Source organism: Ralstonia sp. OTU4908 (assembly GCF_038440115.1).
GTDB lineage: Bacteria > Pseudomonadota > Gammaproteobacteria > Burkholderiales > Burkholderiaceae > Ralstonia > Ralstonia pickettii.
Genome location: NZ_JASATD010000031.1, coordinates 26423 through 48111 on the forward strand (window position 1 = coordinate 26423; position 21689 = coordinate 48111).

The 21689-nt window shown below is 65.3% G+C and carries 17 protein-coding genes; 12 read left to right on the plus strand and 5 right to left on the minus strand.

Annotated elements, in window-relative coordinates; all coding sequences use genetic code 11:
• Positions 1 to 66: 66 nt before the first annotated feature.
• The 4 genes from atpA (at position 67) to AAHM38_RS20290 (ending at position 4514) form a co-directional block, all read left to right on the plus strand.
• Complete coding sequence (atpA, locus tag AAHM38_RS20275; protein ID WP_009239556.1) at positions 67 to 1608, plus strand: F0F1 ATP synthase subunit alpha; 1542 nt, start codon at positions 67 to 69, stop codon at positions 1606 to 1608.
• Between the two features lie 76 nt (positions 1609 to 1684).
• Entirely contained in the window at positions 1685 to 2560 is an 876-nt protein-coding gene (gene atpG, locus AAHM38_RS20280; protein ID WP_004628636.1) for a F0F1 ATP synthase subunit gamma, read from the plus strand.
• A gap of 42 nt (positions 2561 to 2602) precedes the next feature.
• Positions 2603 to 4006: a F0F1 ATP synthase subunit beta gene (atpD, locus tag AAHM38_RS20285; RefSeq protein WP_037028786.1), complete on the plus strand. Its 1404-nt coding sequence runs from the start codon at positions 2603 to 2605 to the stop codon at positions 4004 to 4006.
• Between the two features lie 91 nt (positions 4007 to 4097).
• The gene (locus AAHM38_RS20290; protein WP_009239559.1) at positions 4098 to 4514 is read left to right on the plus strand and encodes a F0F1 ATP synthase subunit epsilon; all 417 of its coding nucleotides are present in this window, start codon (positions 4098 to 4100) and stop codon (positions 4512 to 4514) included.
• Positions 4515 to 4612: 98 nt separating this feature from the next.
• Here the strand turns inward: AAHM38_RS20290 and AAHM38_RS20295 are convergent, their stop codons facing one another.
• Complete coding sequence (locus tag AAHM38_RS20295) at positions 4613 to 7012, minus strand: DUF6600 domain-containing protein (protein WP_015855938.1); 2400 nt, start codon at positions 7010 to 7012, stop codon at positions 4613 to 4615.
• Positions 7013 to 7621: 609 nt separating this feature from the next.
• Between AAHM38_RS20295 and AAHM38_RS20300 the strand changes: the two genes are divergently transcribed.
• The 3 genes from AAHM38_RS20300 to AAHM38_RS20310 all read left to right on the plus strand — a co-directional run bounded on the left by AAHM38_RS20300 (position 7622) and on the right by AAHM38_RS20310 (position 10324).
• A complete protein-coding gene (locus AAHM38_RS20300) occupies positions 7622 to 8764 on the plus strand; it encodes an RsiV family protein (RefSeq protein WP_015855937.1) in 1143 nt (380 codons plus the stop codon).
• A 20-nt stretch (positions 8765 to 8784) separates the two neighbouring features.
• Positions 8785 to 9246: a CoA-binding protein gene (locus tag AAHM38_RS20305; RefSeq protein WP_015855936.1), complete on the plus strand. Its 462-nt coding sequence runs from the start codon at positions 8785 to 8787 to the stop codon at positions 9244 to 9246.
• 130 nt (positions 9247 to 9376) lie between these two features.
• Positions 9377 to 10324, plus strand: coding sequence for an alpha/beta hydrolase (locus AAHM38_RS20310; RefSeq protein ID WP_015855935.1), 948 nt, complete (start codon positions 9377 to 9379; stop codon positions 10322 to 10324).
• Positions 10325 to 10337: 13 nt separating this feature from the next.
• Here AAHM38_RS20310 and AAHM38_RS20315 read toward each other — a convergent pair whose 3' ends face one another.
• From AAHM38_RS20315 to gstA, 3 genes are all read right to left on the minus strand, one after another.
• The gene (locus AAHM38_RS20315) at positions 10338 to 10541 is read right to left on the minus strand and encodes a DUF3562 domain-containing protein (RefSeq protein ID WP_015855934.1); all 204 of its coding nucleotides are present in this window, start codon (positions 10539 to 10541) and stop codon (positions 10338 to 10340) included.
• A gap of 171 nt (positions 10542 to 10712) precedes the next feature.
• Complete coding sequence (gene pstS / locus AAHM38_RS20320) at positions 10713 to 11774, minus strand: phosphate ABC transporter substrate-binding protein PstS (protein WP_015855933.1); 1062 nt, start codon at positions 11772 to 11774, stop codon at positions 10713 to 10715.
• Between the two features lie 192 nt (positions 11775 to 11966).
• Positions 11967 to 12596: a glutathione transferase GstA gene (gene gstA, locus AAHM38_RS20325; protein WP_015855932.1), complete on the minus strand. Its 630-nt coding sequence runs from the start codon at positions 12594 to 12596 to the stop codon at positions 11967 to 11969.
• A gap of 99 nt (positions 12597 to 12695) precedes the next feature.
• On the opposite strand from gstA, the gene AAHM38_RS20330 reads away from it, so the two are divergent.
• Positions 12696 to 13577 (plus strand): LysR family transcriptional regulator, encoded by an 882-nt coding sequence (locus tag AAHM38_RS20330; RefSeq protein ID WP_015855931.1) that lies wholly within the window; start codon positions 12696 to 12698, stop codon positions 13575 to 13577.
• Position 13578: 1 nt separating this feature from the next.
• Here AAHM38_RS20330 and AAHM38_RS20335 read toward each other — a convergent pair whose 3' ends face one another.
• The gene (locus tag AAHM38_RS20335; protein ID WP_015855930.1) at positions 13579 to 14508 is read right to left on the minus strand and encodes a sterol desaturase family protein; all 930 of its coding nucleotides are present in this window, start codon (positions 14506 to 14508) and stop codon (positions 13579 to 13581) included.
• Between the two features lie 386 nt (positions 14509 to 14894).
• On the opposite strand from AAHM38_RS20335, the gene AAHM38_RS20340 reads away from it, so the two are divergent.
• The 4 genes from AAHM38_RS20340 (at position 14895) to AAHM38_RS20355 (ending at position 21643) form a co-directional block, all read left to right on the plus strand.
• Complete coding sequence (locus AAHM38_RS20340) at positions 14895 to 16697, plus strand: methyl-accepting chemotaxis protein (protein ID WP_015855929.1); 1803 nt, start codon at positions 14895 to 14897, stop codon at positions 16695 to 16697.
• Positions 16698 to 17080: 383 nt separating this feature from the next.
• Positions 17081 to 17566: a cupin domain-containing protein gene (locus AAHM38_RS20345; protein ID WP_009239571.1), complete on the plus strand. Its 486-nt coding sequence runs from the start codon at positions 17081 to 17083 to the stop codon at positions 17564 to 17566.
• Between the two features lie 94 nt (positions 17567 to 17660).
• Entirely contained in the window at positions 17661 to 18764 is a 1104-nt protein-coding gene (gene hemE / locus AAHM38_RS20350; RefSeq protein WP_015855928.1) for a uroporphyrinogen decarboxylase, read from the plus strand.
• A 581-nt stretch (positions 18765 to 19345) separates the two neighbouring features.
• The gene (locus AAHM38_RS20355) at positions 19346 to 21643 is read left to right on the plus strand and encodes a primosomal protein N' (protein ID WP_015855927.1); all 2298 of its coding nucleotides are present in this window, start codon (positions 19346 to 19348) and stop codon (positions 21641 to 21643) included.
• Positions 21644 to 21689 lie beyond the last annotated feature (46 nt).

Sequence of the window (21689 nt, forward strand, 5' to 3'; positions counted from 1 at the left end):
GATGAATCGACGCGATTTCATCGACGTAGCGCGCCCGCAGACAGATTGAAGAATTAGGAGCATTCGATGCAACTGAACCCCTCCGAGATCAGCGACCTGATCAAGACCCGTATCGAGGGCTTGAAGGCTGGCGCTGACGCAAAGAACACCGGCACGGTCATCTCCGTGACGGACGGTATCTGCCGCATTCATGGCCTGTCGGGCGTGATGCAAGGCGAAATGCTGGAATTCCCGGGCAACACGTTCGGCCTCGCGCTGAACCTCGAGCGCGACTCCGTCGGCGCTGTGGTGCTGGGTGAGTACGAGCACATTTCCGAAGGCGACGAAGTCAAGTGCACGGGTCGCATTCTGGAAGTGCCGGTTGGCCCGGAACTGCTGGGCCGCGTGGTGAACGCACTGGGCCAGCCGATCGACGGCAAGGGCCCGATCAACGCCAAGAAGACGGACGTGATCGAAAAGGTCGCTCCAGGCGTGATCGCACGTCAATCGGTGAGCCAGCCGGTGCAGACCGGCCTGAAGTCGATCGATGCCATGGTGCCGATCGGCCGTGGCCAGCGTGAGCTGATCATTGGCGACCGCCAGACCGGCAAGACCGCTGTTGCAGTCGACGCCATCATCAACCAGAAGGGCAAGGGTATCTTCTGCGTGTACGTGGCAATCGGCCAGAAGGCTTCGACGATCGCCAACGTGGTGCGCAAGCTCGAAGAGCACGGCGCGCTGGAATACACGATCGTGGTGGCTGCCGCCGCTTCCGATTCGGCTGCCATGCAGTACCTGTCGGCCTACGCCGGCTGCACGATGGGCGAATACTTCCGCGACCGCGGCGAAGATGCCCTGATCGTGTATGACGATCTGACCAAGCAAGCTTGGGCGTACCGTCAGGTTTCGCTGCTGCTGCGCCGCCCGCCTGGCCGTGAGGCCTACCCGGGCGACGTGTTCTATCTGCACTCGCGTCTGCTGGAGCGCGCTGCACGTGTGAACGCTGATCACATCGAAAAGATCACCAACGGTGAAGTCAAGGGCAAGACCGGTTCGCTGACCGCACTGCCCGTGATCGAAACGCAGGCCGGCGACGTGTCCGCGTTCGTTCCGACCAACGTGATCTCGATTACCGACGGTCAGATCTTCCTGGAAACCGATCTGTTCAACGCCGGTGTGCGCCCCGCAATCAACGCCGGTATTTCGGTGTCGCGCGTGGGTGGTGCTGCGCAGACCAAGGTCATCAAGAAGCTGTCGGGCGGTATCCGTACCGACCTGGCTCAGTATCGTGAACTGGCTGCGTTCGCGCAGTTTGCTTCCGACCTGGACGAAGCGACCCGCAAGCAGCTCGAGCGCGGCCGCCGCGTGACCGAACTGCTCAAGCAGCCGCAATACCAGCCGCTGCAGGTGTGGCAGCTGGCCGCGTCGCTGTACGCAGCCAACAACGGCTTCCTCGACAACGTGGACGTGAAGGACATCCTGGCTTTCGAAAAGGGCCTGCACGACACGCTGAAGACGAAGTACGCCGATCTCATCAACCGCATCGAAGATACGAAGGATCTGTCGAAGGAAGATGAGGCCGCCCTGCGTGCCGCGATCGAGGATTTCAAGAAGTCCGCCGCGTTCTAACCGCGTCATTCCCGGAACTGGTCACCGAGGTTGAGAAATTCGGCCTGCGTGACCAGGACTGAACGGAGAGGAAGAAATGGCCGGAACAAAAGAAATCCGCACCAAGATCAAGAGCGTGCAGAACACGCGCAAGATCACCAAGGCGATGGAAATGGTCGCCGCATCCAAGATGCGCAAGGCGCAGGAACGGATGCGTGCTGCTCGCCCGTACGCCGAGAAGATCCGCAACGTGGCCGCGCACATGGCACTGGCCAATCCGGAGTACAAGCACCCGTTCATGGTGGCGCGCGACATTAAGCGTGCCGGCCTGATCGTGGTGACGACGGACAAAGGCCTGTGCGGTGGCTTGAACACCAACGTGCTGCGTGCCGTCACCACCCAACTGCGCGATCTGCAGAACAAGGGCGTTGAGACGCAAACCACCGCCATCGGTACCAAGGGTATGCAGTTCCTTGGCCGCGTCGGTGCCAAGGTCGTCTCGAATGTCGTGCATCTGGGCGACACGCCGCATCTGGAAAAGCTGATCGGTGCAATCAAGGTGCAGCTGGACGCGTTCAACGCAGGTCAGATCGATGCCGTGTACCTGGCGTACACCCGCTTCATCAACACGATGAAGCAGGAGCCGGTGGTCGAGCAGCTGCTGCCGCTGACCGCCGACAAGCTCGCGCAGAGCGACGCCGAGAAGCAGGCCTACTCGTGGGATTACATCTACGAGCCGGACGCGCAAACGGTGGTCGACGAGCTGCTGATCCGCTACGTCGAGGCGCTGGTGTACCAGGCGGTGGCCGAGAACATGGCGTCCGAGCAATCGGCCCGGATGGTGGCGATGAAGGCGGCTTCGGACAACGCGAAGAACGTGATCGGCGAACTGCAACTGGTCTACAACAAGACCCGTCAGGCAGCGATCACGAAGGAACTGTCCGAGATCGTCAGCGGCGCAGCTGCAGTCTGATAGCCACGGCAAAGAATCAAGTTATTGGAGATACAAATGAGTATCGCAAACGGAAATATCGTGCAGTGCATCGGCGCCGTGGTGGACATTCAGTTCCCGCGCGACGCGATGCCGAAGGTCTACGACGCGCTGGTGCTGGACGACAGCAACGACGCTTCGTTCGCCGAGAAGGGCCTGACCTTCGAAGTGCAACAACAGCTGGGCGACGGCGTGGTGCGTACCATTGCGCTGGGTTCGTCCGACGGTCTGCGTCGCGGCATGCGCGTGGCGACCACCGGTGCGCCGATCTCGGTGCCGGTCGGTCACGGCACGCTGGGCCGCATCATGGACGTGCTGGGTCGCCCGATCGACGAAGCTGGTCCGATCGCGTCTGACGAGAAGCGCGCCATTCACCAGAAGGCTCCGAAGTTCGACGAACTGTCGCCGTCGGTGGACCTGCTGGAAACCGGCATCAAGGTGATCGACTTGGTCTGCCCGTTCGCCAAGGGCGGTAAGGTGGGTCTGTTCGGTGGCGCCGGCGTCGGCAAGACCGTGAACATGATGGAGCTGATCAACAACATCGCCAAGCAGCACTCGGGCTTGTCGGTGTTTGCTGGCGTGGGCGAGCGTACCCGTGAGGGCAACGACTTCTACCACGAGATGAAGGACTCCAACGTGCTCGACAAGGTGGCCATGGTGTTCGGCCAGATGAACGAGCCGCCGGGCAACCGTCTGCGCGTGGCGCTGACCGGCCTGACGATGGCCGAGCGCTTCCGCGACGAAGGCCGTGACATCCTGTTCTTCGTCGACAACATCTACCGCTACACGCTGGCCGGTACCGAAGTGTCGGCACTGCTGGGCCGTATGCCTTCCGCCGTGGGCTATCAGCCGACGCTGGCTGAAGAAATGGGCAAGCTGCAGGAACGTATCACGTCGACCAAGACCGGCTCGATCACGTCGATCCAGGCCGTGTACGTGCCTGCCGATGACTTGACCGACCCGTCGCCGGCAACGACCTTCCTGCACCTGGACTCGACCGTTGTGCTGTCGCGTGACATCGCTGCACTGGGTATCTACCCCGCAGTGGATCCGCTCGACTCGACGTCGCGCCAGCTCGACCCGCAAGTGGTCGGCCAGGAGCACTACGAAGTCGCCGACCGCGTGAAGAAGACGCTGCAGCGCTACAAGGAACTGCGCGACATCATCGCGATTCTGGGCATGGACGAACTGTCGCCGGAAGACAAGCTGGCTGTGGGCCGCGCCCGTAAGATCCAGCGTTTCCTGTCGCAGCCGTTCCACGTGGCAGAAGTGTTCACGGGTTCGCCGGGCAAGTACGTGCCGCTGAAGGAAACCATCCGCGGCTTCAAGATGCTGGTGGACGGCGAGTGCGATCACCTGCCGGAACAGGCGTTCTACATGGTCGGCTCGATCGACGAAGCCTTCGAGAAGGCCAAGAAGCTCCAGTAAGAGCAACGTCTGGCACCGTGCGTAAGCCGGCGCCAGTACTGGCTTCCTGAAGCCCCTTCAGGAAGCCGCTTTTCTGAGCAAAGGAATCGAGATGGCAACCATTCATGTAGACGTCGTCAGCGCTGAGCACGAGATCTTCTCCGGCAATGCCAAGTTCGTGGCGCTGCCTGGTGAAGCCGGCGAGCTGGGCATTCTGCCCGGCCACACGCCGCTGATCACGCGCATCAAGCCGGGCGCCGTGCGCATCGAGAAGGAAGACGGCGGCGAAGAGTTCGTGTTCGTTGCCGGTGGCATTCTCGAAGTGCAGCCGAAGAAGGTGACCGTGCTGGCCGATACCGCAATCCGCGGTCACGATCTGGACGAAGCCAAGGCGAACGAAGCCAAGCGTGCGGCCGAAGAGGCGCTGCAAAACCAAAGCAGCGACCTGGATCTGGCCCGTGCGCAAGGTGAACTGGCCGTGGCCGCTGCGCAGTTGGCAGCGATCGCGCGCCTGCGTCGCAAGCGCTAAGGCAAGTATGTGCCGGCGAGTGTCATTGGCCGGCGCAGACGAAAAAAGCAGCCCCGAAGGGCTGCTTTTTTTTGCCTATGAACGGGCGAGGCGCCTGCTCAGCGGTGCTCGCCTTCGCGTTTCTCTTCACCGCGATTCCCTTGCGGATGCGGTTGGCCTTCGTGGTGCTCCTGGCGAGGCGGCTGCGCCTGAGGTTGCGGCGGGCGCGCTTCAGGGGGACGCGGTTGGGGCTGCGGTTGCGGCGGGCGCATCTCGCCGTGCGGCTGCGGCTGCGGCTGCGGCTGCGGCGCAGGACGCGGTGCTTCCATGCGGGGTTCCGGCCGGCGCTGCTCCGGCTCGCGGGGCGCGCGCATCTGCGGCGGCTCGTTGTGCGGGCGCTCCTGCAGGGTCGCTGCCGGGTTGCCGTTGAAACGATTCGGCTCCTGGCCACCGCGCTGCGATTGAGGCTGAGGTTGCGGTGCTTGCGGCAGTTGTGGGCGCGGCTCAAAGGCGTGGCGTTCGTCACGCGGCGTACCGGGTGCGCCTTCGCGCTGCGGCGGGCGTGTCGTCATGCCGGCGGGGCCTTGCGGTGTCTGCGCGGTCTGCGGTTGGGCAGGGCGCTCCTGCGGCGCAGCGGCGCCCGGCTGCGGGCGCGGACGATTGGTGGAGCCCGGCGCCATCAGCGTCTGCGGGCCCGGCCCCGGCTGGCCGCCGTGCTGTGGCTGCGCACCTTCCGGGTTCGGCGAGCCGATCAAACCTTGTGGCCCGTTCGCACCGTGCTGCTCCGGCGGTCGGCCAGGCTCGCCGCCGGCGCGTGCAGGCCCACTCTGCCCATTCTGCGCGGCGCGACTCAAACGGAGCCCCGCTGCCTGCGCAGCTATGGGAGCGGGCGGCATTCCGGCACTGGCTTGACCTCGCACGGGCGCGATGCGGGGGCTCACGTTGCCGCCCGTCCACGCCGGGCCAGCGCCCGGCAGCGCACCGCCCTGTGAGCGGAACCGCTCTGCCAACGCATCGTGCCCGCCTGCCGGCACGGCAGGCGCGCGCACCGCGATCGCCTGCCGTGCAAATGCCTGCGGCGGCGGCAACTGGTGCGGCCCGCCGTTGGCTGCTGCGCCCACAAGGCTGGCACGCACCGGTGCCAGCGCCGGCGTCGACACAAACTGCGCATGCGCCATCTGCGCGCGCAATTGCTCCGGTCGCAGATGCGTCATGGCCGGACCGACCGGCTGGCCGTTGACGAAGGTCTTGGCGGGCACAGCCGTCAGTGCGGCTGGGTTGTTGGCATTGACATAGGTGACGCGGTTCTCGTTGCGAACGTTGGTCACGTTGGTGGTGTTGTTGATGATGGTCTTGTTGACCGTGACGTTGTTCACCACCACCGTGCGGTTGATGTTCGTCACGTAGGTCGGGCTGGCCGCATACACCGGGCGATACGCCTCGCCCGGCGCCAGGGGGAACCATGCCACCCCGGGTGAGCCGATCGAGATGTTGATCCCCCAGCTCACGCCGCCGCCGCCTCCGCCGCCCACGAAGCCGACGAGCGCCGGCGCATAGACGGGCCGGGGCACGACCGGCCCCGGTACCCAGCACCAGGTCGAGCCGACGTACGCCCAGCGGCCGTAGTGGAAGGGGGCGAAGCCCCACGGCGCGTCGTCCACCCACGTCCAGCCCCACGGCGCAACCCAGGCCCAATGGCCTGTGCGATACGGTGCCCAGCCGACGGGTACGGCGCGCGGCACCCACACGGCGCCGTAGCCGTCTTCTTCACGCCATGTGCCGTTGTCGTCGAGGGCTTCGTAGCCGGTCATTTCGCGGCCGACGTAGCGGGCGGACACGGAAGCGTCTTCGCGGGCGTCGCGCGATTCGGCCCAGCGGTCGAAGGCGTCGCGACTGGGATTGTCGGTGCCACCGGCCTCGGCGAGGTCCGTGCCGCCAAACCGGATTTGTTGACCCGCGCCCAGCGGGGTCGAGCGGTCGTCGCCGTAGGCGGTGCCTTGACCGTGCCACACAGTGACGGTCGTGCTGGAACCATCCGGGGCGACGTCAAGACGGTATTCGCCCGGTGCCTGGGGCGTGAACGCCAGGTTGGGTGTATCGATCTCGATGGTCTGGTCGGCCGGCAGCGACCGCACGCGTACCGACAGCGCGCCTTGCGTGAGCTTTACCTGCGTGTTGCGGTCGTCCAGGTCGACCAGTGTGGCGCCGGTGTTCTGCCCGAGGCGCAGCGCCGTGGAGCCGACGTGGAGTTCGGTGTGGCTACCCTGGTCCGACCACAGGCGATCTCCCGTGGTGAGCGGGCGGTTGAGCGAGGCGCCCGCCCAGTCGTCGGAACCCGCGGGCGCGAAGCTCACCGTGCCCGAAAAGTCCGACAGCCGAGCCACCCGCGAAGCCGGGTCGGCGGCCATCGCAGCTTGCGCACCACAGACCAGCAATACGGCGGCAACCCCCACCGCGCGCAACACGTGCGGCAGCCGTACACCGGAGCAGAGAGGGGAACGACGGGAAACCTTGGACATGATGAGGCCCTCGTTTTTATGGCGGCCTGTGCCGCGTGGATGTCTCCATTTAACGCGGCAGGCGCCGAGGGGCCGACTTGCCTTTGTAAGAGCGTGTTTCGCGCAGATGCAGGTTGGCAGCGAGATCGGCCGGATGCAATCCAATGCGGGAAGACGGCCGGACGGGGAGGCAGGCGCGCGAATTGCGCACACAAAAAAAAGCGCGCGGGCCGGGGAGCACCGCGCGGACGGGAAATCCCTTCGAGGGGTCAATTCGAAAGGAGGGGGTAACTTTGCACCGCGACTGTGTCGTCATGAGCGCGCCAGGCGGATAGGTCATCCGGAGCCCGAGGTAGCGCACAACATTTGGACACAAACGCTGGGGTGCCAAGGCATTGTGGGTGACGGGTGGGCCCCGAGGCGTAACAAAGTGTGTCGGATTGCAATCGAATGCAAGCGTGGTAAAAGCCGCTTGGTGTGCGCCCCAATCCGCTTCTTTGAGATGTCCGGGGAACGCCTGCTGCACCTGCACAGTCCCATCGACTTGCCGCTTAGGCAGACGGGGCTTGGAAGAAGGCGAACCAGCGGGGCTTGTCCTAGTCTGGGGTGTCGCTTTGATAGGAGGGAGGCATGCACACGCATGCGATGCACCATGTGTTGCAGAAGCCGGTGAGAGCCGGCGTTTTTGTTACCTTGATCGGGGCACTTGGCGGGGTCGGGGCCGCACAGGGCGGCACAGAAGCGGCCGCTGCTGCGCCTGCCAGCTCGGCAAGTGCGCCGGCAGCCTCCGCATCTGTTGCTTCTGCACCAACTGCCCCTCTTGCAAAAACGAAAGAGCAGCACGAGCGTCAGGCCGGCAGTTTCTGGCAGGGCACGGTGGGCAAGGGCGCCGACAGCCCTGGCTGGAACGTGTGGCTGAACGTGTACGACGTGCCACCCAAAGAGCAGGACAAAGACAAGGACCCGGTGGCCGAGACGCTGACCGGCGAAGCGTACGACGATCGCCCTCAAGGCCGCGCCTTCTGGACCATCGAAGGCCGCAACGCGCCCGAACGCCGCTTCGTATGGCGCGAGCGCGCGGAAGCGCTCGATGCGGCCGGCCAGCCCGTGGTGCGCGAGGGCGGCACCCTTTCCGGTGCACTCTCCGCCGACGGCGCCACTGCAACCGGCACCTGGAGCGACGGTGGCCGCAGCCAGCCCTTCACGCTCAAGCGCGGGGCGCGCTATCAGGAAGCCACGGGCGGCTCCGGCCAGGGCAAGCTGACTGAGCGCTATCCGGTGACGGGCGATCCCGCCGTCGACGGGCTGATCCAGTCGCTGCGTGTGCGCAAGTGCGACCAATACGACACCGAATGCGTCATCCGCATCAGCGCCGTCGGCCTGGGCGACACCGTGAGCCTGTTGCGCATGGTGTGGGCGTACAGCGGCGGCGCGCATGGCAACTACAGCTTCACGGCCGGCAACTGGCGACGCACCGGCCAAGGGTTTCAGCCTATCGCCCTGGCCGATGTGCTGAACCCCACGCCCGCCTGCCTGCAGAGTTTCAATACGCAGGTTGTCGATGCGCTTAAGCGCGAAGGCGCACCTGATGCGCCACGCGGCGCGCTGAAAGAGCGCGACCTGCGTAACGCCGCGTTTCCGTTTACGCTGCAAGGTGACCGTATCGTCGTGCACTACGGACCGTATGAGGTGGGGCCGTATTCGTCGGGCGCGTTCCGTGCCGCCGTGCGCTTCGACGACCTGGGCACCGCTTGCAAGCGGCCCACAACCTGATTGCCTCTGCATCGCCAACCATGTCCGCCAATCCTTCCTACGTCGACGAGCAAGCCACCATGCGCGGGCTGCTCTCAGGCAAGACCATCGCCGTGGTCGGGCTGTCGCCGCGCCCCACGCGGCCCAGCTATGACGTGGCGCGCTATCTGCAGCAGGCCGGCTATCGCATCGTGCCCGTCAATCCGCAGCACGCGGGCGAAGACGTGCTCGGCGAGCCCTGCTATGCCACGCTGACCGAAGCGGCGACGACCCTGGCAGCCGCGGGCCAGCGCATCGATCTGGTCGATATCTTCCGTCGCTCAGAACAGGTTCTGCCCGTGGTCCAGGAAGCCGTGACGTTGGGCGTGGGCGGCATCTGGGTGCAGCTCGGCATCGTGAACGACGAGGCGATGGCCGTGGCGCGCAACGCCGGCATTCCGGCAGTGCAAGACCGCTGCACAAAGATCGAACACTGGCGACTCGATATTGGCGAGCAAAAATGAACGCTGTACCGATGCCCCGTGAGAGACACGGCGGCTCTGCCGCTCCCGCCGTTTGGATTCCTGACCTATCGGGCGATTGAAGCCAGCGCGGCGCGCTACACTCGGGCGGTCATCGCATCCCGCTTACATCATGGCCGTCGATCCGCACATCCTGCAGTTCTACCAACGTCTTGCCGACCAGTTCGGCGCCTTGCCGCCACCTGAAGATGCCGTCGCACAGCGCGCGCGATTCGAGGCGATCGCGGCTGTGTCCGATCGTCCCGATCCTGACGGCGTTGAAGTTTCCGATCTCAGCCTGCCGCTTGCCGGGCGCACGCTGGACGCCATCGTCTTTCGTCCGAAGGGTGTGGCAACGCCGCGTTTGCTGGTGTGGTTTCACGGTGGCGGATGGGTGGTCGGCGCACCGCGCACAACGCACCGCATGCTTGCTGCATTGCTGGCGCTGGACACGCGTTGCGCCGTGGTGAGTGTCGATTACCGCCTTGCGCCCGAGCACGCGTTTCCCACGCCGGCCGACGATGCACGCGACGCGCTCGCGTATCTGGCGGAGCAGCGCGCGCACCTCGGCTTCGATCCGGACTTCATCGCGGTGGGCGGCGACAGCGCGGGCGGCCATCTCGCGGTGCAGGCTGCGCAGGGCATGCGTCCTGGTCTCGTCAACGCGCAGTTCCTGCTGTACCCCGTCACCACGCCGGCTTTCGGCAGCGAGAGCTACAACGCGTTTGCACAAGGCCCGGGCCTCACACGCGATGAAATGCGCTGGTACTGGGAGAAATACATCGGCGCAGAAGCGCTCGCCAAACCGCTCGCCGAGCAGGACCCCCGCATCTTCCTGATGGCACGCCCGCCGGCCTATACGCCGCCCGATACGGTCGTCATCGTGGCCGCGCACGATGTGCTGCGCGACGACGGCCTGCAATACGCCGACTATCTCGTGCAGCATGGCGCGCAGGTCATCACCATCGAGGCGTCGGGCATGACACACGCTTTCGCGCGAATCCAGTTCGAGGCAGAGCGCGCACGCGAGTGGATGCGCCGCGCGGCGCATGCATTCGTCGGGATGATCAGCGAGGAATAAGCGGAGGGCAGGGCTAACGCGTCGGCGCGCGGCGCGGGCGGAACGCGGCGAGCACCCGACGTGTGACAAACAGCGAGAGATAGTCGTGCACGCTGGCATCGGCGGCCAATGTGCGCATTGTCTGCATGTACTGCTCGCGGACGAGATCGGCCGGTGCGCCGGTGTCCTGTGCGATCTGCTGGATCTGCTCGTCCTGGTCTGCGATGGCGGTGCCCATGATTCCCTCCCGTCGTTGCTTTGGCAGTGACGCGCGGGGCTGTCGTGCGCGGCGAGTGATCACTATAGGAAACACGCCGGAACAATCCAGCCTTGTTGCAAAGCTTTCAGCGGGGCATGTGCGCGGCATCAAAACGGTGCTGTTGCCGGGCAGACACTGCACCGGCAAGGATCATTTCCCCCAGTTTGCGGGCATGCTCTGGAGGCCGATGGCTGCGCCCGATGCATCCGTCACGCGTGCCAGTTCGCGATACGCAATCGCCTGCACGCGCTCGGGCAGCGGCACGAACTTCGCACGCGCGGCCAGCTCGTCGCCGTGGAAGTAGCCCCACGTCAGGAACTTCAGCGCGGCCAGCGTGCGTGGGCCCGACGCACTGACCGCCGGCACGACGATGAAGGTGCCCATGGTGATCGGCCACGTCTCCGCCCCCGGCAGGTTCACCAAGGGTGCGGTGAAATCGCCCTTGCGGTTCCACGCGCTCTGCATCACGGCCTCGCGGAAGCCGCTCACCTGGGCGCTGACGAAGCGGCCTGCCACATTGCGCAGTTGCACGCCGCTCAGGTCGTTGTCGAGGATGTAGTTGTAGTCGACGTAACCGATGGCGCCGGGCGTGGCCTGCACCGCCTTGACCACATCGCCGCTTCCCTTTGCCGCGGTGAAGCCTGCCGGCCAGTTGATCGTCGAGTTGGTGCCGTAAGCGCTTTTCCAGTCGGCGCTGACTGCACTCAGATAGTCGGTGAAGTGGTACGTCGTACCTGAGCCATCGGCGCGCACGACCGGATGGATCTTCAGCTTGGGCAGCGTCACACCGGGGTTCAGCGCGCGCAGCTCGGGCGCATCCCAGCTCTCGACCTTGCCGAGGAAGATCTGCGCCAGCAGTTCGCCCGTCAATTTGAGTTGACCGCGTGGTACGCCCGGCAGATTCACGAACGGCACCGCACCCGTCACGACCGACGGCACGCAGACGAGGCCGGCCTTGGCTGCCTCGGCGCTGGAGAGCGGCACGTCCGACGCACCGAAATCGACGGCGCCCGCGCGAATGCGCTTCAGACCTTCCCCGGAGCCCACCGCGTCATAGCTGAGCGTGACGCCTGATGATGCGGCATACCCCGCCGACCAGACACGATAGACCGGCGCAGCGGCGGTCGAACCTGCGCCGCGCACTTCCGCGCGCGCGAGAACCGGCAAGCCCGAAACCGCAACGGCCAGGGCGAGAACAACGTGCTTGAACATGGGGAGACCTGCGGACTGCAGAAGACGCAAAGCGTGCGATTGTAGCGACGCACGTGTGACAACGCGCCATGCCCCGCAGATAGAGCCTATCTACAACATGGGGATGTGTTGTAAGACGTTCCGCAAACGTTAGGCGGAGTAGGGGGTGGGATCAGCGGTTGTGTTTAAGCCCCGCCGATCCCGGGCGACGGATCAGGCGACAGCGCTGGTCGCGTCAGCCTTGATCAGGCCTTCCGCCGTCAACGCTTCAACCACGTGCGGCCGTGCAGCCACCCGGGCCATATACGCCTGCACATTCGGATAGGCGCCCATCGGCAGCGCCAGGATGTTCGTCCAGTTCAGCACCGCAAAGGCGTAGGAGTCGGCCACGCTGTAGGTGTCGGCCAGGTATGGCTGTTTGGCAAGGCGCGCGTCGAGTTCGGCAAAGCGCTTGGCCAGCTTGTCTTTAGCGCCTTGGCGCGTGGCTTCGGGGGTGTCTTTGTACCAGAGCGGGCCGAAGCCTTTATGCAGTTCGGTGCTGACAAAGGCGAGCCATTCGATCACGGCCAGGCGGTGCGCGCTCCCAGGCTTGCCGATCAACGCCTGCGCCGGGTCGAGGTCGGCCACATATTGCAGCAGCGCAGCGCCTTCGGTGTGGCGCGAGCCGTCGGCCAGTTCCAGCAGCGGCACGTAACCGCGCGGCGAAATCGTATAGAAATCCGTGCCGTCAGCAGTGAGGTGCTTGGTCAGGTCGACGGCGGTCAGGTCAAACTGCGCACCCACTTCGCGCAGGGCGATATGCACGGCCAGCGAGCAGGCGCCGGCGGAGTAATAGAGCTTCATGGTCATCGTCTCGTGAACAGGTTGGGAAGCCGCCAACGGCGGCGGTGACGACACTGTAGGATTGCGCCAGTGCCATTGAAATAGGCGGAGCAGCAAATCATGCTTGCACAAACGCAATACCGATTGAGCGCGGCAGACCTTGAGATCGTGCTGGCGATGGTGCGTACGGGCACGCTGGCAGCGGCCGGCGAACGGCTTGGCGTGGATGCCTCCACGGTATTCCGGTCCTTGCAGCGCATCGAGCGCGGGCTGGGCACCACGCTGTTTGCGCGGTCGCGCACGGGCTACTTGGCGGGGGACCTGGCGCACGCGCTGGCGGAACAGGCCGAGCAGGTGGAATCGGCGCTCGAGGCCGCGCGATCGGCGGTGCATGCGGTGCCCGATCAGGTGTCGGGCACGGTACGCATCACCACTACGGACACCATCCTCGTCGGCCTGGTCGCGCCCGCGTTGAAGGCGCTGCAGGCTCAGCATCCGCATCTGCGCTACGACCTCCGGGTGAGCAACGAGTTGGCCAGCCTGACCCGGCGCGATGCCGACATTGCCGTGCGGGCCACGCACCGTCCGCCCCAGCATCTGGTGGGCAAACGCATCGGCTCGATTCGCGTGGGGCTATACGCGGGTCGAGCAAGCGGCATCACCTACGCCGATGTCGAAGCGGGCCGCACGCCGTGGCTGGCGGTCGACGACGCGATTCCCGATCACCCGTCGGTGGGTTGGCGCAAACGCCATTTCCCCAAGGTCATGCCCACGTACTTCGTCAACAGCCTGCAGATCGCGGCCGAGATGGTGGGGACGGGCTTGGGCGTCGGGATCCTTCCCCTGCTGATGGCGCAGGAGCGCCGCGATCTGGTGCCGCTACGGGATCTGCAAGATGCCAACCAATCGGAACTGTGGCTGCTGACGCATCCGGAATCGCGCCACTTACGGCGGATTGCCGTGGTGTACGGGCACTTGGCGCAGACGCTGCGGTTGCCGTAGGTCAGTTGGCAGCAACGGCCGGTGCGACGGCGGACTCGTCAGGAATGAGCTCGGCGCGGCGACGCAGATCCTCCGTCGTTTCGCCATGGCCGTCGGGCCGCCAGCCCGGCGGGCGGAACAGGTAACCCAGTACTTCGCTGGCCGATCGGGCCGTCTTGAGGTCGTGCCAGAGCGCACGCCAGTGCGCGAATTCGATCACCAGCAGGTTGTACGTTCGCATCGGGCGCACGAGGCCGTAGCGGCACGGCACGTCTTTGCGTTCGGGGATGTAGGTGCCGAACAGCCGGTCGAACACGATCAGCACGCCGCCGTAATTGCCATCCAGATATTCGAGGTTGGACGCGTGATGCACACGGTGGGCCGACGGCGTGTTGAGCACCCATTCCAGGGGCCCGAGGCGGGGGATCCAGGTGGCGTGAATCCAGAACTGGTACAGCAGGTTGAGCGACAGCAGCATCAGCACGATGCGCGGCGGCATGCCTAGCAGCGGCGCCAGCGCAAAGAACGCGAGCGTGCCGGTCAACCGGCCCGTCCAGCCGAAGCGGTAGGCGGCGGACAGGTTCAGGTCATTCGGCGAATGGTGGATGGCGTGCGTGCACCAGAACCAGCGCACCCGGTGCGCGGCGCGGTGGTACCAGTAATAGCAGAACTCCTGGCCAAGAAAGCACGCGGCCCAGCCCGTCCAGTGGTCCATCGGCAGCGTCCAGAGACGATGCTGGTAGACCCATTCCAGGCCTTGCGTCCAGAACGCCAGCGGCAGCAGCCAGCGTAGTGGGTACTCGCGTACCAGAAAATCCACCATCGACACGGCGGCAGCCTTCCAGTCGTAGCTACCCCAGCCGTTTCTCAATGACAGCACGATCGCCTCGGCCAGTGACGACACCAGCACGAGCACGACGGCAATCTTCAGGATGGTGAACAGCACGGCCATGGCGCTGGGCTCCCGGCTGCGTAGGGAATGCCAGCGACGGTACTGCAAACGGTGCCGGGGCGGCAATCGGGGCCGACGCCGGGGTGTCTTACAACGTGTTCAACGCGCCCAGGTGTTGTGGCGGTTCCCCGGTGGCGGGGTCGATTTGAAGGGCCTCGTGCATGAGCGCGTGTTTCAACCCGATGGATTGCCTGGGCAATCATGCGGAGCGTTGCCTTTTGTCGCCCCCATCCTTTCGTAGAAGCGGGTTTTGCCGCCTCAAGTTCGCCTGTGCGGTGCCGTAGCAGCTTGAGTGGCCCCCGACAGTCAGCAGTCGGTTCTGGAGGGCGCTACGGCAAATACCGTACGCAGTCAGATTCATGGAAAAGGTTTGGCCTAGAAGAATCATGATCTCCTCTCTCCGCACCCGAATTCTCCTCATCTCATCGGCCACGGTGGTCGGCGCCCTCGCCCTGTCCGGCGCTGCCACCTATTCCATCGTGCGCTCCAACACGATGGAATCGATCGACCAGAACCTGGCTGCCATCGCCAGCGGCAATACGCTCGCCATCGACAAATGGGTCGCGGCGAAGGCGCAGGCCGTCAAGGCCACCGCAGGCGTGATCGAGCATGGCGATCCGCAAGGCTTCGGCAAGCACATGGGCGACGCCAACGGTTTCCCCATCATCACGATCGGCTGGACCGACAAGAGCTTCATCTCCACCAGCGCCACCACGCCCAAGGATTACGATCCGACCGGCCGCCCCTGGTACAAGCAAGCCATTGCCGCAGGCCAGTTGCTCGTCACCAAGCCCTACGGCGATGTGTCGACCGGCGTGCCGTACGTTTCATTTGCGGCGCCGCTCGTCAAGAACGGCGAAACCACCGGCGCGTTGTCCGGCGCCGTGCCGCTGGACGGCGTGCGCGAGGTGGTTGCGGCGGTCCACCCGACACCGTCGAGCCTCGCCTTCGTGGTCGCCAAGGATGGCCAGGTGATTGCCCATCCGGACGCAAAATTGATGCTGAAGCCGGCCACCGACGTGGCGGCTTCGCTCACCGCCGACACGCTCGGCAACCTGGCCAAGGCGACGTCGCCGCTGGAGGTTGAGCTGGCCGGCGCGCCGAAATTGCTCAAGGCGCAAGCCGTGCAGGGCACCGATTGGTACCTCGTGATTGCGCTGGACAAGGCCGAAGCCACCGCCGGTTTGCGCAACGTCGTCAAGGCGCTGGCCGTGGCCATGGTGCTGCTGACGCTGGCCGCCGTGGGCATCGCCGCGTTCTTCACGTCGCAGTCGTTCCGCCGCCTGTCGCAGGTGCGCGACGCAATGGACACCATCGGCTCCGGCGGCGGCGACCTGACGCACCGTCTGCCCGTGGTCGGCAACGATGAAGTCGCGCAGATCAGCGCGTCGTTCAACACCTTCATCGACAAGATCGGCGAAGTGCTGCTGGAAGTGCGCGCCAGCGTCGACAGCATGAAATCCGCCACCGGCGAGATCGAAGCGGGCAACCGTGATCTTTCCAACCGCACCGAGGTTTCGGCCAGCAACCTGCAGGAAACCTCTGCCGCGTTGACGGAGTTGACGACCAGCGTGAAGAACTCCGCCGATGCGGCCGTGCAGGCCACGCGCTTGGCGAGCGACGCAAGCGACGCCGCCACGCGCGGCGGCGAGGTCGTCTCCAGCGCCGTCAGCACGATGGATGAGATTGCCAAGTCGTCGGCGCGCATTACGGAAATCATTGGCGTGATCGACAGCATTGCGTTCCAGACCAACATCCTCGCGCTGAACGCTGCAGTGGAAGCCGCCCGCGCCGGCGAGAACGGTCGCGGCTTTGCCGTGGTGGCTGGCGAGGTGCGCACGCTGGCGCAACGCAGCGCCACGGCTGCCCGCGAAATCAAGGACCTGATCCAGGCATCGGAGGCCAGCGTGAAGACCGGCGCGCAACGCGTGCAGGCTGCGGGCGCCACGATGCAGGAAATCGTGCAGGGCATCGAGCGTGTCGCGCGCATCATCGGCGAGATCGACGGCGCGATGCATGAGCAAAGCACCGGTATCAGCCAGATCGATCGCAGCGTCGCCGAGATGGACCAGGCCACGCAGCAGAACGCCGCGCTGGTGGAGCAGTCGACGGCTGCATCCTCGATGCTCAACGAGCAGGCGCACGGTCTGGCTCGCACGGTTGGGCTGTTCAAGCTGCGCAGCGCCTGACGCGTCATCTCCCCCCTCTTCAATGCGCCCGGGCCGGGTGCTCCCTTGCCTGGCATGGAGCCTCGGCAACTTCCCCGCGCCTTTCACCTGTGGCGGACGTTGCCTGACGTCAACGCTCCGCCTGCATGCCAAATGTACTGATTCTTAGTGGCCGCGCGTCGGTGGCGCTCGACCCTATCCGCCGCTGCGCGTTTGCGGTGGGTGTGGGGTCGTCCGTAAGGGCGAGCCGGTTTGCGTACGAGGGGCACGTTCTCGGGAATCGCCCTAGGTCAATGGCTCTGTGTGCCGATGCGACAATCGCCGCGAGCGCGCCAAACGAATGAGCCAATCAACGCGCCACGGATCGCCGCGCCTTTGCGGCGACCGCGTCATGAGGAGCCATCATGCATCGCCATCGTCCTGTTACCGTGATCCGGTCGGTTTCTGCCGCCGCCATCTTTGCCGGCTGCGCCGGCGCGTTTGCGCAAGCGTCGCAACCGGCTGCGGCAGCGGCACCGCCCTCGGCACCGCCGCTCTCGGCGCAGATCATCAACATGGGCGGCATGGCCCCGGACGAGATCGGCCCGGTCATCGCCGAGATGGGTACGCTGCGCACCAAGACGCTGGTGACGGCGGCCAATGGCACGGTGGGCGTCCAGGTCGGCACCGTGGCCAAGCACACGCACACGTACTCCGACGAGATCCAGTATGTGATGTCGGGCACGGCCACCGTCTGGCTCGACAACGCGCCGCGCGAGGTCCGGGCGGGCGATCTGATCGTGATCCCCCGTGGCGTGGTGCACGGAACGCTGACCACCAGCACGGACTTCAAATCGATGGCGATCAAGCTGCCGCCGCAGCGCGCCGGCGATACGCGCAAGGTGCCGTGATATCTGCGCCCTGATCTTCGGCATGTTGGCCTGGGTCAGGTCGGGATAAAAACACCATCCCTTACAATGGCGCCCTCCCAAAGAGTCCATCGCCATGTCCGCACCGCTCGCCAACGACACCTTCCTGCGCGCCCTGCGCCGCCAGCCCACCGACTACACGCCGCTGTGGCTGATGCGCCAGGCGGGCCGCTATCTGCCCGAGTACAACGCCACGCGCGCGCGGGCCGGCAGCTTTCTCGGCCTGGCCAAGTCGCCGGCGTATGCGACCGAGGTGACGTTGCAGCCGCTGGATCGCTACCCGTTGGACGCGGCAATCCTGTTTTCCGACATCCTGACCGTGCCCGACGCCATGGGCCTGGGGCTGTCGTTTGCACAGGGCGAGGGCCCGCGCTTTGCCAAGCCGGTGCGCACGGAAGCCGATGTGGCGGCGCTGTCGGTGCCGGACATGTCGTCTCTGCAGTACGTGTTTGACGCCGTGGCGGAAATCCGCCGTGCGCTCGTGCAGGACGGCCGCCAGCGTGTGCCGCTCATCGGCTTCTCGGGCAGCCCGTGGACGCTCGCCTGCTACATGGTCGAAGGCGGCGGCTCGGACGACTTCCGCACCGTCAAGTCGATGCTCTACGCGCGCCCGGACCTGATGCACCGCATCCTGGAGATCAATGCCCAAGCCGTGATCGACTATCTGAATGCGCAGATTGAGGCCGGTGCCCAGGCTGTGCAGGTGTTTGATACCTGGGGCGGTGCCTTGGCCGATGGCATCTATCAGCAGTTCTCGCTGGCTTACATGGCGCGCGTGGTGAATGGTATTCGCGCCGGGGCAGACGGCCAGCGCGTGCCGGTCATCCTCTTCACCAAGGGCGGTGGCCTGTGGCTCGAAGCCATGGCCGCGACGGGTGCCGACGCGCTGGGTGTGGACTGGACCGTCAACCTGCAGCTCGCGCGCCAGCGAACGGCAGGGCGCGTTGCCCTGCAGGGCAACCTGGACCCGACAGTGCTGTTTGCTGAACCCGACGCGATTCGTGCCCAAGTGCGTCGCGTGCTGGAAGACTACGCAGCCGGCGGCGGCAGCGACGGCCACATCTTCAACCTCGGCCACGGCATCTCGCAGTTCACACCGCCCGAAGCGGTGTCGGTGCTGGTGGACGAGGTGCACAGCTTCAGCCGCGCGCTGCGCACGAAAGCGAAGTCACACGGTTGAGATCAATGCTGCGGTGCGATAGCGTTTGAATCGTGCCGCAGCCGTGCGTGAAGCCAGGGGCACGAGTTGAATCTTCGCCGCTTTGGTGCATTAGGGGTGAGTGACTACTTGCGTGCCGGTGGCCCCATCTGGCCCGAAAGGGGTGTCAAGCGATTTATTTCGTGCTTTCTGGTGCGTAACCCGGCTGTCAAGACTTGACTTATGCACAAAGCTGTCGCGGCTGGTTCTTTCCGCGGCGCAACAGGGAAGGCTGTGTGCACCCAACGCATAAGTGTTTGATTTTTTTGAAAGAAAGGCGTGTGCGCGTAAATCGTGCAAGCCAGAAAAACGGTGAGTCCATTGGCCTTTGCAGAGACTGCAGGCGACTTTTCAACAAAGTTATCCACAGGCGATGTGGATAGCCCGGAAAACGGTCGCCGATCATGGCGCCAAGGCACAAACCTCAAGTAATACTTGAACATCGAACCGGCCACGGCAATGGCTGTGAAGGCAAGGTGAGATGGGCAAGACGCATTTCCCAGGTGCAGGATCCGCCGCTGCATCGCAACATTCCCTTTGCAATTCAACCGTTTGCGCCTTGCATGACCACGCCCCAAGTCGACGCCGCGTTTTCTGATGCCAAGGTGTCGGCCTCCATTGTTCGCGTGGTGATTGATACGCCGCTCGATGCGGTGTTCGATTACCGGTGTGGGCAGCCTGTGCAGCCTGGGCAATTGGTTGTGGTGCCGTTTGGCAACCGGCGAGTGGCGGGGTTAGTCGTCGAAACCGCCGCGACCACCGATGTGCCGCAAGAAAAGCTGCGCGATGTCGAGCGGGTGCTCGACTGGGTGCCGCCGCTCGACGCCGAATGGCGGGCCCTGGCCGAATTTGCTGCCGGCTACTATCACCGCGCGCTCGGTGAAGTGATGTTACCGGCGCTCCCGCCGCTGTGGCGAACCCCGGGCAGTTGGGAAAACCTCGCCCGGCAGGCCACCGAAACCGTCTACGTGATGTTTGAACCCGCCCGGGCAGCGTTGCTGGACAGCATTCCGAAACGTGCGTCCGGCGCCATGCGATTGGCCGAAGCGCTGACCGGCGATGGCGAGTTATCCACCAGCGCGGCCATCGAGCTGCACGGGCAAGCCGTTGCCAAGCTGCGCGATTGGGCCACCGTCGGCTGGCTGCGCGCAGAACTGCGTCCGAAGGCGCTGCTGCCGCAACCGCTCGAACTCCCGGCGCCTTCCGTCGCGCCCCCCTTGAACGATGAGCAGGCCGCCGCCGTGGCAGCCATTGCCCAAGCTGGCGCGGCTGGCTCCTTCAGCCCGTTCCTGTTGTACGGCGTGACCGGCAGCGGCAAGACCGAGGTCTACCTGCACGCCATCGCCGATGCGCTGGCGCGGGACCCTGCGGCCCAGGTGCTGATGCTGGTGCCCGAGATCAACCTGACGCCGCAGCTGGAAGCACGCATCGCCGCACGTTTTCCGGGCGTGCCCATGGCGGCGCTGCACAGCGGCCTGGCCGAACAGCCGCGCGCGTTGAACTGGCTCGCCGCGCATCGCGGTGAGGCGCGCATCGTGCTCGGCACGCGGCTGGCGATGCTGGCGTCGTTGCCCAACCTCGCGCTCATCCTCGTCGACGAAGAACACGACACGTCGTACAAGCAGCAGGAAGGCCTGCGCTATTCCGCACGGGATTTGGCGCTATGGCGTGCCAAGCAGCGCAACATCCCCGTGGTGCTGGGCTCGGCCACGCCGTCCCTGGAAACGTGGTGGCGCGCGGAGCAGACGCCCACCACGCGCCTGACGCTCTCGCGGCGCGCGCAGGCCGAAGCGGTGCTGCCGCGCGTGTCGCTCATCGACCTGAATCTGGAGCGCCGCGCCGGGCGCCAGATTCGCGATGGCCTGTCCAAACCACTCGTCGACGCGATTGCCGATCGCCTGGCGCGCGGCGAACAGAGCCTGCTGTTCCTCAACCGCCGCGGCTACGCGCCCGTGCTGTCCTGCGACGCGTGCGGCTGGCTGTCGGGCTGCCCGCGTTGCTCAGCGTACCTGGTGCTGCACAAGCCCGAGCGGCGCCTGCGCTGCCACCACTGCGGGTACGAATCGCGCATCCCGCATCATTGCCCGGACTGCGGCAACGTCGACATCGCCCCGCTCGGGCGTGGCACCCAGCGCATCGAAGAGACGCTCGGCGAGCTGTTCCCGCAGGCCCGCGTCGCCCGCATCGACGCCGATTCAACCCGCCGCAAGGGCAGCGCCGAAGCGCTGTTCGACACCGTGCACGAAGGCAGCGTCGACATCCTGATCGGCACGCAGATGGTCGCCAAGGGGCACGACTTCCAGCGCGTGACGCTGGTCGGCGTGGTCGCGCCCGATTCCTCGCTGTTTTCGCACGACTTCCGGGCCGGAGAGCATCTGTTTGCCTCGCTGATGCAGGTGGCCGGCCGCGCGGGCCGGGCGGGCCTGGCGGGCGAGGTGCTGATTCAGACGCGGTATCCGGATGCCCCGGCGCTGCAGGCGCTGGTTCGACATGACTACGATGGTTTCGCGCGCCAGTTGCTGCGGGAACGCAAGCAAGCCGGGCTGCCGCCGTTTGCCTATCAAGCCCTGCTCACCGCCGAGCACAAGGAAGTCGCGAGGGCGCTTGAATTCTTGAGCGCTGCGCGCTCGGCAGGTGAAGCCTTGGCTGCTGAATTGGGCGCGCCAGTGTTCTTGCATGACCCGGTGCCGATGACGATGGTGCGGCTGGCCAACCGCGAGCGCGCGCAGTTGCTGGTGGAATCGGGTTCTCGGGCGGCTTTGCAGAAGCTTTTGACGGCTTGGACTGAGGGGTTTGCGGGGATCGGCAAGACCGTGAAGGGGGTGCGGTGGCAGTTGGAGATCGATCCTTTGAGGATTTGAGGACTTGGACTTGGACTTGAGGACTTGAGGGGCTGGTGGTCCATCT